The sequence below is a fragment of the Herbiconiux sp. genome, assembly GCF_023264855.1.
GTDB lineage: Bacteria > Actinomycetota > Actinomycetes > Actinomycetales > Microbacteriaceae > Herbiconiux.
Genome location: NZ_JAHFUW010000019.1, coordinates 55,258 through 65,820 on the forward strand (window position 1 = coordinate 55,258; position 10,563 = coordinate 65,820).

Sequence of the window (10,563 nt, forward strand, 5' to 3'; positions counted from 1 at the left end):
GCGACGACTGCCCGGTTGAGCGGATGCTGCGGTGGGAAGTGTCTCGGGTGTGTTCGGGTCTTCGGGGTTTCGCCCGGCTTCGGGCGACTCTCCATATGGGGCCAAAATGCAATCCTCCGGCACCTCGCGCAGCTAGGGCACTGCTCCCGTCCACACGTTAAGGGCGTGTGTTTTCGGTGTCCAAGAGACGGGAAACGAGGTGTCTTGGCCCGGATCCACCCCCGTTAGGCGGGCGGTGGACTCGTTCGAGGATACGTGAGGCCCTCGCCTTTGTCACCTCGAAACCGACCCTTTTTAACAATTCGGTAACGCAAGGCGAAGGGGAAGGGCTCAGATCCCTACGAATATGTGGCTCGCGACCTCATTGGGCAGTTCGAGCCCGCCGTCGAAACCTTCGACCTCGACTAGAACGTAGGAGCCGACGGCCGAGAACGCGGCACTGTTGCCCGGCACCACGCCGGCCTGCTTCAGCTGCAGCAGGAGTTCGGGATCGACCTGAGCGGGCTCGCCGAGGCGGCGGATGGTCTTGGTCTGCTTGCCCACGGCGCCGTGGACGAGCGTGACGATGTTCACCACGCCGCGCGTGAACGGCACCGCGGCGTCGTCGCCGAAGGCATCCAGGCCCGGGATCGGGTTGCCGTAGGGCGACTCCGTAGGGTGATCGAGCATGTCCAGGATGCGCAGCTCCACCTGCTCGCTCATCACGTGCTCCCAGCGGCAGGCCTCCTCGTGCACCAGCTCCCACTCGAGGCCGATGACGTCGCTGAGCAGCCGCTCCGCGAGGCGGTGCTTGCGCATCACCGAGATGGCCTTCTTGCGGCCGGCCTCGGTGAGTTCGAGATGCCGATCGACCGAGACGACCACCAGACCGTCGCGCTCCATCCGTCCGACGGTCTGCGAGACGGTGGGGCCCGAGTGACCGAGGCGCTCTGAGATGCGGGCACGCAGAGGGTTGATGTTCTCCTCCTCGAGCTCGAGGATCGTGCGGAGATACATCTCGGTCGTATCGATCAAATCTGCCACTGCATACTCCTAGGCCTTGTGAGGCGTACCTAACCAGCCTACTGTTTCGGCGTGCCGGTCGGGCGCTCGCGCGTCGATACTATGGTCATCATGGCCGAGATCCAGATTCCCACCGACAGACTCCCCGTGGACGGCCGATTCGGCTGCGGACCCTCGAAGGTCCGCCCGGGTCAGCTCGAAGACCTCGTCACCCGGGGAGCCTCGCTGCTCGGCACGAGCCACCGCCAGGCCCCCGTGAAGAACCTGGTCGGCTCGGTGCGCGACGGCCTCTCCTCTCTCTTCTCCCTCCCCGAGGGCTACGAGGTCGTGCTCGGCAACGGCGGCTCCACGGCGTTCTGGGATGCGGCCGCGTTCGGCCTCATCCAGAAGCGGGCCGAGAACCTGTCGTTCGGCGAGTTCGGCTCCAAGTTCGCCGCCGCCGCCGGGGCTCCCTGGCTCGAGAAACCGCACGTGGTGAAGAGCGACGGCGGATCGCGCGGCGAGATCGAGGTACTCGAGGGCGTCGATGTCTACGCCTGGCCGCACAACGAGACGAGCACCGGCGTGATGGCCCCGGTGAAGCGGGTGCACGGCGACGCCGGCGCGCTGACCGTCGTGGATGCCACGAGCGCAGCGGGCGGCATCGACTTCGACACCGCCGAGGCCGACGTGTACTACTTCGCCCCGCAGAAGAACTTCGCCTCCGACGGCGGCCTCTGGTTCGGCCTGTTCTCCCCCGCCGCCCTCGAGCGCGTCGAGTCGATCGCGGCCTCCGACCGCTACATCCCCGAGTTCCTGAGCCTCAAGAACGCCGTCGACAACTCGCGCCTGAACCAGACGCTGAACACGCCCGCCATCTCGACGCTGGTGCTGCTCGACAACCAGATCTCCTGGATCAACGAGAACGGCGGCCTGCCCTGGGCCTCCGCCCGCACCACCGAGTCCTCCTCGGCGCTCTACGACTGGGCCGAAGGCGTGTCGTATGCGACGCCGTTCGTGTCGAACCCGGATCACCGCTCGCAGGTCGTGGTCACGATCGACTTCGACGACAGCATCGACGCCGCAGCCGTGGCCAAGACGCTGCGCGCCAACGGCATCGTCGACACCGAGCCCTACCGCAAGCTCGGCCGCAATCAGCTGCGCGTGGCCACCTTCGTGGCGATCGAGCCCTCGGATGTGCGCCAGCTGATCTCGTCGATCGAGTACGTGGTCGAGAACCTGGCTTCCTAGCCCGTCGGCCGCGATCGGCCGGAATCCTCCAAACGAAACGCCCACCGGCCTCCTAGACGGAGGTGGTGGGCGTTTCGTTTGGAGTACCCCAGGGGTCAGCGACCGGCGGAGTAGTCCTCGGCGTGCGGGTCGTCGTCCGTGCCGTCGGCGTAGAAGTCCTCGTCGTCCTGGTCCGTTTCTTCGTCATCGTCGGACTCATCGTCATCCGACTCATCGTCGTCGGACTCGTCGTCGTCGTCGGAGTCGTCTTCCGCGGCGGCCTCTTCGAGCTCGTCGTCGTCGGTGACGTGGTCGTCGATGTCGATGCCGTCGTCGAGGTCGAGACCGGTGTCGTCGTCGAGGTCGTCCTCGTCGTCGTGCTCCTCGTCGTCGTGGTCGTCATCGTCGTCGTCGTGGTCATCGTCGTCGCCCTCGGCGGACGCCGTGGCGGCGGCCAGCTCCTGGGCGAGCTGATACTCGGCCAGACGCTCCGACCAGGGCAGCCAGTCCGGCGCGATCAACGCGTTCTCGCCCGGCAGCATCTCCACCTCGAGCACCGAGGGCTCGGAGTCCTCGTCGATGCGTGCGAGGGTCACGGTCCAGTGCCATCCGGGGTAGCCGGGCAGCTTCGACTCGAAGAACAGGCTCAGCACGTGGTCTTCAGCCGCCGACGACCCCACGATCGGCCCGATGTTCACCGAGGGGGTGATCTCCAGCAACGCCGCGCGAGCGAACTCCACGGAGCCCAGCAGCACCTCATCGGTCAGCGGCTCGCGCACCGGCTCGGCCTCCTCAGCCTCGATCTGCTCGGCCTCGATCTGCTCGGACTCCGGCTGCTCCGCCTCGAACTGCTCGGCCTCCGGCTGCTCCGCCTCGAACTGCTCGGGCACGACCTCGTCAGACGGCACTAGGCGTCCAGCTCGTCGGCCACCTTGCGCAGGAGCGCGGCGATCTTGCGGCTGTGCGCGCTGTCGGGGTAGCGGCCTCGCTTGAGGTTTCCGCCGATCGAATCGAGCACCTTCACCAGGTCTTCGATGATCACCGCCATGTCATCCGCGGGCTTGCGGGAGAGCTTCACCATGCTCGGCGGGGCTTCGAGCACCCGCACCGAGAGCGCCTGGGCGCCGCGCTTGCCGTCGGCGATGCCGAACTCGAGCTTCGTGCCGGCCTTCACCGTGGTACCGGCAGGCAGGGCCGACGCGTGCAGGAACACTTCTTGACCGTCATCGGAACTGATGAAGCCGAAGCCCTTCTCGTCGTCGTAGAACTTGACCTTGCCGGTGGGCATCGTGAATCTCCTCGTGTAATCGGGCCCGAATACCGCTTCGGGCCACTGACCAGCCTACCGGTGCCCGTATCCTTGGTGACGTGAGCGAAGCAGACTCCCCCTCCAGCGGCCGTATCGAGCGCGCGCTCGCCTTCATGATCGCCGCCACCCTCGGGCTCTCGGTGCTCGCCTTCCTGGCGCTGATCGTCGGCACCGCGGTGGGCGTGCGCGACTTCGGCGAGGGCGTCTGGCCGGTCATCATCTTCCTGCCGCTGATCGGCCTGCCGATCGGCTTCGTGCTCATGCTGGTGCTGCTCATCCTCAACATGCGCCGCCGGCTGCGCGACGCTCGCGGGAGTCGATGAGCGAATCGCTCACGCTCGCCCGCCGGCTCAGCGCCCTCGACGACGACGCGCTCTGCGCCCTGCTGTCCTCGCGGCAGGTCACACCGCGCGATGCGCGCGACTTCTTCGACCTGGCGGACCTGCTGCTGAGCCCCGCGTCGGTGCGGGCCGCCCTGCGCACGATCGACCGGCCCACGCTCGAGGCGCTGGCCTCGAACGGCTCGTTCCCGGATGCCGCGAGCGAACGGATGCTGACCCGGCTCGGCCTGCTCGTTCCGGATGCCGGTGTCCCGCTGGGTGTGCGCGAGCAGGCGGCTGACGCCCTCGAGGCCCGTCCGCTGGACGACCCGGCCTCCGGCACCCCGCCGATCATCCCGGCCGATGCCGCTGTCGCGGGCGAGCGAGCATTCACCGCGGTCTCCGCCGTGGCCGAGATGGGCCACCAGCTGCGGCTCACCCCGGCGAAGATCCGGGCGCACGGCGGTCTCTCCGCCTCCGACGAGAAGCGCTTCGCCGCGGTGCTCGGCCTCGACCCGGCCGTCATCCAGCCCCTGCTCGAGGTCGCCCGAGCGGCCGGCCTGGTGCAGATCGACGCCGACGCCGTCTTCTCCACCACGCTCGCCGAGGCCTGGGGCGAGCTCTCCCCCGCCGCCCGCTGGTTCGCGATCGCCACGGCCTGGCTGCGATCGCTCCCGACACCTGTGCGCCGAACCCTCGCCTCCGCAGCCGGGAATTCCTGGCTGTCCGGCGAGAGCCTGCGCCACGCGTTCAGCCGGCTCTATCCGGCCGCCGACGCCGCCCTGCTCGACGCTCTGCCTCCGGTCGACGCCGTCGCCGCGGCGCTGGGCCTCACGATCGACGGCGCTCCGACCGTGTTCGGCGCCGATCTGCTGCGTGCCTCGGCCGCCCTCGACCCGGCACGGCGCCCTGGCTCCGCGGATCCGGCCACGCCGTCCGAGCCCGCCGACCCGGCCCAGCCGGCCGGCGAGATCACCCAGCCCGACCCGGACGACCTGGCCGACCTGTCCACCGGGCCGGACCTGGCCGACGAGTCCACCTGGCCCGACCTGGCCGACGACGTCGCCCCACCCGCTCCGGCCGACGAGTCCACCTGGCCCGCCTTGGCCGGCGCGGCCGTCCTCCCGGAGCTCGCGGCCGCCCTGCCCGCCGAGGTCGACCGCGTCTACCTCCAAGACGACCTGACGATCATCGCTCCCGGCCCCTTGGCGCCGCCGGTCGATGCGCGCATCCGCTCGCTCGCCGATCTCGAGAACCGCGGCGTCGCATCGAGCTACCGGGTCTCCCGGCAGAGCGTCGATCGCGCACTCGCCTCGGCCGAGAGCGAAGCGAGCCTGCGCGAATTCCTCGGCGGCATCAGTCTCACCGGCATCCCCCAGGCCCTCGACTACCTGCTCACCGAGGGCGGCCGCCGCCACGGCCTGGTGCGCGTCGGCCCGGCGCGAGTCGAGGCATCGGCCCAGGCCCAGGAATCGACGTCGACATCGACATCGACATCGGCACCGGCACCGGCACCGGGCTCCGGATCGGGCGTCGGATCGGGCACCGGCACCCGCATCCGCAGCGCCGACGCCACCCTGCTCGCCGCGCTGGCCGTCGACCAGTCCCTCGCCGCCCTCGGCCTCCGGCGCGACGAGCCGGGAGGGCTGATAAGCCGCGCCGACTCGGTCGCCTCCTACTGGCTGCTGCTCGACGCCGGCTACCCCGTGCTCGCCGTCGATGCCGCCGGAGAACCGCGGATGCTGCGCCGCGCGCGCATCCTGGATCGCCGCGAGGCGCCACCGGCACCCTCCGACGACCCGCCGATCACTCCGGCCGTCGTCGAGCTGGTGGCCCGGCTCCGCCAGGTGTCCGTCGAGGCCGGCGACGACGAAGCGGCCTGGGTGGGCCGCGAACTCGGCAAGGCGGTGCGCGCCCGCACCCCGGTGATCATCGAGGTGAGCCTGCCCGACGGCACCGCGACCAGGCTGGAGGTCACGCCGCTCAGCTTCGCCAACGGCCGGCTGCGCTGCGTCGACGTGCGCGCCGGTGTCGAGCGCACGGTGCCCGTGGCGAACATCCTGTCGGTCACGACCGCCTGAGAGCGGGTCGACGTAGACTCGGCTGCTATGCCCGACGGCCCACTCATCGTTCAAAGCGACCGCACCGTTCTGCTCGAGGTCGCGCATCCGCAGGCCGAATCCGCCCGCCACGAGCTCGCCGTTTTCGCCGAGCTGGAGCGTGCGCCCGAGCACGTGCACACCTACCGCATCACCCGGCTGGGCCTCTGGAACGCCCGCGCGGCCGGTCACGGGGCCGAGGAGATCGTCGAGACGCTCGAGCGCTACTCCAAGTTCGCGGTGCCGCAATCGGTGAGCCTGGAGATCGTCGAGACCATCGGCCGCTACGGCAAGCTCGTGATCGAGCGTGTGGGCGACGGCCCCTTGCAGCTGCGGTCGACGGATGCGGCGGTGCTGACCGAGATCAGTCGCGCCAAGAAGGTGGCTCCTCTGCTCACCGAGCGGCACGAGGACGGCTCGTTCAGCATCGAGCCCTGGGCCCGCGGGCAGCTGAAGCAGGAGCTGATCAAGCTCGGCTGGCCGGCCGACGACCTGGCCGGCTTCACGCCGGGCACCCCGCACGCGATCGAGCTCGACGAATCCGGCTGGCAGCTGCGGGGCTACCAGCAGCAGGCTGTGGACGAGTTCACCTCTCACGGGTCGGGCGTGGTGGTGCTGCCCTGTGGTGCGGGCAAGACGCTGGTGGGCGCCGCCGCGATGGCCGCGGTGAAGACGAACACGCTCATCCTCGTCACCAACACGGTCTCGGCCCGGCAGTGGCGCTCCGAGCTGCTGAAGCGCACGAGTCTCACCGACGACGAGATCGGCGAGTACTCGGGTCTGGTGAAGGAGGTCAAGCCGGTCACGATCGCGACCTACCAGATCCTCACCGCCAAGCGCGGCGGGGTCTACGCGCACCTCGAACTGCTCGACGCACTCGACTGGGGACTCGTGGTCTACGACGAGGTGCACCTTCTGCCGGCGCCGGTGTTCAAGCTCACCGCCGACCTGCAGGCGCGGCGGCGGTTGGGCCTCACAGCCACGCTGGTGCGCGAAGACGGCCGCGAGAGCGACGTGTTCAGCCTGATCGGCCCGAAGCGCTTCGACGCCCCTTGGAAGGAGATCGAGGCGCAGGGGTACATCGCCCCCGCGAACTGCTTCGAGGTACGGGTCGACCTGCCCTACGACGAGCGGATGACCTACGCCGCGGCCGCCGACGACGAGCGCTACCGCCTCGCCGCCACCGCTCCCGCCAAGCTCGAGGCCACGCGCCGCTTGATCGAGCACCATCGGGGCGAGCGCATCCTGGTGATCGGGCAGTACCTCGAGCAGCTCGACGAGCTCTCCCGCGCGCTCGGCGCTCCGCAGGTCACGGGAGCGACGCCCGTCGCCGAGCGCGAGCGGCTGTTCGAGGCGTTCCGCCAGGGCGAGCAGACGATCCTCGTGGTGAGCAAGGTCGCCAACTTCTCGATCGACCTGCCCGAGGCGAGCGTGGCCATCCAGGTCTCCGGATCGTTCGGCTCACGCCAGGAGGAGGCGCAGCGCCTCGGCCGCCTCCTGCGCCCCAAGGAGTCCCGCCTCTCTGCCAGCTTCTACACCCTGGTGGCCCGCGACACCGTCGACCAGGACTTCGCCCAGAACCGCCAGCGCTTCCTGGCCGAGCAGGGCTACAGCTATGAGATCGTCGACGCAGAAACCCTCGCCATCGCATAAAAAGGCTGCAAATAGCGATGACCGACGCCCTATATGGGGTCGGTCATCGCTATTTGCAGCTTTATTTCACTCGGGGAGGGCGGCTTCGGCCTCGTTGGAGTCGCCGGCGATGCCTCGGGCCAGAGTGCGGTTCTTGAAGAAGTCGGGGCGCAGGCGCGACTGCACGAGCATGATCACGATGCCCAGCACGATGATCGTCATGCCGAGGATGAACACCAGCCCCACGCCGCCGATGTTCGAGCCGCTGCCGTAGTCGGGGTTCGCGCTCTCGATGATGGTCGTGAAGAACAGGACGCCCAGGATCAGCCCGCCCACCAGCGGCGAGAAGAACTGGAAGAAGAAGTTGCGCGCGCTCGAGAACCACTGCTTGCGGAAATACCACACGCACGCGAACGCCGTCAGCCCGTAGTAGAAGCAGATCAGCATGCCGAGCGTGGTGATGGTGTCCCACAGCACGTCCTCCGAGATGAACCGCATCACGGTGTAGAACACCGAGGCCACGATGCTCGACACGATCGTGGCGTAGCCCGGCGTGAAGAACTTCGGATGCACCTTCGAGAACTTGGGCGACAGCGCCCCGTAGTGGCCCATGGCCAGCAGGGTGCGGGCGGGCGACACGAACGTCGACTGCAGCGACGCCGCCGATGACGACAGCACCGCGATCGACACCAGGATGGCCAGCGGCCCGAGGATGGGGCCGGCCAGCGAGAAGAACACGTTGCCCTGGATCTCCTCGTTGCCGAGGCCGAACTCCCCCGTGCCGGTGCCCGCGTAGTTGATCAGCGCCACCGAGAGGAAGAGGTAGAGCACCACGATGATGACGACGGTGGCCGTGGCCGCCCGGCCGGGGGTGGAGGCCGATCCCTTGGTCTCCTCGCTCATCGTGAGGGTCACGTCCCAGCCCCAGAAGATGAAGATGGAGAGCGAGAGCCCGGCCGCGAAGGCGCTGAACGAGCCGACGGCGAAGGGGTTGAACCAGTCCAGCGAGATCGGCAGCGCGTCGAAGGCGTCGCCCGCCCCCACATGGATGAACGCCACGATGCCGAAGAACACCATCACGAGCAGCTGGAAGCCCACCAGCACGTACTGCAGCTTCTGTGTGGTCTGCATGTCGCGGTAGGAGATGAGGGTGGCGCCGAGCATGAACGCCAGACAGGTGATCACGTTGATGAACGGGTTCGTGGTGAGCTCGGCGATCGACGGGTTCTGGAAGATCTGCGACAGCATCAGGTAGAAGAAGTCCACCGCGATTCCGGCGAGGTTCGACAGCACCACGATGGTGGCGGCGATCAGTCCCCAGCCGGCCATCCAGCCGATCCAGGGGCCGAACGCCCGGGTGGCCCAGGTGAACGAGGTGCCCGAGTCGGGCATCCGGCTGTTCAGCTCGCGGTAGCCGAAGGCCACGAGCAGCATCGGGATGAAGCCGACCAGGAAGATGGCGGGCACGTGCGTGCCGACCTCGGCCACGGTGGGGCCGAGCGCGCCGGTGAGGGTGTAGGCCGGGGCGATGCACGAGATGCCGATGACGATGGCGCCGACGAGACCGACGGTGCCGGCGCCGAGGCCCTTCTTCGACAGGGCGGCGGTGGCCGCGGTCGGCGGGTTCGTGGTGTCGCGGGCGGTCATGACAGGTCTCCGATCGTGAACGAGGAGTCGCGCGGAACGACCACCATCGGTACGGGCAGTTCGCGCAGCATCTTCGCGGCGGTCGATCCGAGGAACAGGTGCTTGGGCTGGGCCAGTCGGCTCGAGCCGATCAGCACGATCTCGGCCGGGTCCCACTCGAGCGTGGTGACCGCGTCTTCGATGCGGTGACCGGATGCCACCTCCGAGGTGACCGCGATGTCGGCGGGCAGGTGGGAGAGAGCCTCTTCGAGCACCGAGGCGGCGTGTGCTTCGGCGCGGGCGACGGCATCCGGATGCGCCGGGTCGGCGGGACGGTCGAGCGCGACCAGCGACACCAGCCGGAGCGGAACCCCACCGCGGCGCGTCGCGCCGATCGCGGCGGCCAGCAGCTCGTCGGCGCCGGGCCGGGTGCCGATGGCGCAGGTGACACGGCTGATCGGCGCATCCGTTCCCGGCTCGCCGCTGCGGTCGGGGGCGAGGGCCACCGGCACGGTCGCCGAGTGCAGCAGCGCGTTCGCGTCGCTGCCGAGGGAGAAGCGGCCCAGGATGCCGCCGCGTGCCGCCCCGATCACCACGAGCTCGGCCTTCAGCGTCTCGACGGCCTCCAGCAGCCCGTCGGACGGTGACTCGGCGTACACGACGTGCGGGGTCGCCTGGAGGTCGGCCGGCACGGCCGCGACGGCTTGGGCCAGCCAGCCCTCGGCCGTCTCCCGCAAGAACTTCTCGTACCCCGGATCGGCCGGCACGAGCGTCGGCCGGGCTTCGTTCGCCAGCACCAGCACGAGGTCGAGCCGGGCCCCTGTCGTACGGGCGAGCCGCACCGCGAGCGCGAGGGCGTCCCGCCCCGAAGAAGTGTCCGTATAGCCGACGACGTATCTCATCCAGACATACTGTCGGAGAATCGTCAGGAATCGCCACCTGACACATCCGAGATGCTCCCAGGCTTCGCACAGCGAACCCGCAGATACTTGTCTCATGACCGGCCCACGCATCCTGATCGTCGACGACGAACCGAACATCCGCGACCTCCTCACCACGAGCCTGCGTTTCGCGGGCTTCGCGGTGCGTGCTGTCAGCAATGGCGCCCAGACCATCTCGGCGGTGCTCGAAGAAGAGCCCGACCTGATCATCCTCGACGTGATGCTGCCCGACATGAACGGCTTCGGCGTCACCAAGCGACTACGGGCCGCGGGCTACACCGCGCCGATCCTCTTCCTCACGGCGAAGGACGACACCGAGGACAAGATCACCGGCCTCACCGTCGGCGGCGACGACTACGTCACCAAGCCGTTCAGCCTCGACGAGATCGTGGCGCGCATCAAGGCCATCCTCCGCCGCACCATGC

Annotated in this window: 10 protein-coding genes; 5 read left to right on the plus strand and 5 right to left on the minus strand. The window is 68.9% G+C overall.

The features are described from left to right. Positions 1–330: 330 nt before the first annotated feature. Positions 331–1,023 carry a metal-dependent transcriptional regulator gene (locus Q0D75_RS09820; RefSeq protein WP_291052538.1) on the minus strand — a complete coding sequence of 231 codons (693 nt, stop codon included), beginning with the start codon at positions 1,021–1,023 and terminating at the stop codon, positions 331–333. A gap of 90 nt (positions 1,024–1,113) precedes the next feature. On the opposite strand from Q0D75_RS09820, the gene serC reads away from it, so the two are divergent. Continuing rightward, positions 1,114–2,232, plus strand: coding sequence for a phosphoserine transaminase (serC, locus tag Q0D75_RS09825; protein WP_291052541.1), 1,119 nt, complete (start codon positions 1,114–1,116; stop codon positions 2,230–2,232). A gap of 95 nt (positions 2,233–2,327) precedes the next feature. Here serC and Q0D75_RS09830 read toward each other — a convergent pair whose 3' ends face one another. Continuing rightward, positions 2,328–3,119: a DUF3027 domain-containing protein gene (locus tag Q0D75_RS09830; protein ID WP_291052544.1), complete on the minus strand. Its 792-nt coding sequence runs from the start codon at positions 3,117–3,119 to the stop codon at positions 2,328–2,330. Beyond that, positions 3,119–3,499, minus strand: a complete 381-nt coding sequence (locus tag Q0D75_RS09835; protein WP_291052548.1) for a cold shock domain-containing protein — start codon at positions 3,497–3,499, stop codon at positions 3,119–3,121. Before Q0D75_RS09835 ends, Q0D75_RS09830 begins: the two co-directional genes overlap by 1 nt. A gap of 80 nt (positions 3,500–3,579) precedes the next feature. Between Q0D75_RS09835 and Q0D75_RS09840 the strand changes: the two genes are divergently transcribed. The 3 genes from Q0D75_RS09840 to Q0D75_RS09850 are packed head-to-tail and all read left to right on the plus strand — an operon-like array spanning position 3,580 to position 7,592. After that, positions 3,580–3,843: a hypothetical protein gene (locus Q0D75_RS09840; protein WP_291052551.1), complete on the plus strand. Its 264-nt coding sequence runs from the start codon at positions 3,580–3,582 to the stop codon at positions 3,841–3,843. Continuing rightward, positions 3,840–5,921, plus strand: a complete 2,082-nt coding sequence (locus tag Q0D75_RS09845) for a helicase-associated domain-containing protein (protein WP_291052554.1) — start codon at positions 3,840–3,842, stop codon at positions 5,919–5,921. The genes Q0D75_RS09840 and Q0D75_RS09845 overlap by 4 nt, the downstream gene beginning before the upstream one ends. Before the next feature lie 27 nt (positions 5,922–5,948). Next, positions 5,949–7,592: a DNA repair helicase XPB gene (locus Q0D75_RS09850; protein ID WP_291052556.1), complete on the plus strand. Its 1,644-nt coding sequence runs from the start codon at positions 5,949–5,951 to the stop codon at positions 7,590–7,592. A gap of 66 nt (positions 7,593–7,658) precedes the next feature. On the opposite strand, the gene Q0D75_RS09855 is transcribed toward Q0D75_RS09850, so the two are convergent. Beyond that, positions 7,659–9,218, minus strand: coding sequence for an APC family permease (locus Q0D75_RS09855; RefSeq protein WP_291052559.1), 1,560 nt, complete (start codon positions 9,216–9,218; stop codon positions 7,659–7,661). After that, positions 9,215–10,099 carry a universal stress protein gene (locus tag Q0D75_RS09860; protein WP_291052561.1) on the minus strand — a complete coding sequence of 295 codons (885 nt, stop codon included), beginning with the start codon at positions 10,097–10,099 and terminating at the stop codon, positions 9,215–9,217. The genes Q0D75_RS09855 and Q0D75_RS09860 overlap by 4 nt, the downstream gene beginning before the upstream one ends. 94 nt (positions 10,100–10,193) lie before the next feature. Here Q0D75_RS09860 and Q0D75_RS09865 point away from each other — a divergent pair. Further along, positions 10,194–10,563 (plus strand): response regulator (locus tag Q0D75_RS09865; RefSeq protein ID WP_291052563.1); only part of this gene is annotated, 370 nt, incomplete at its 3' end.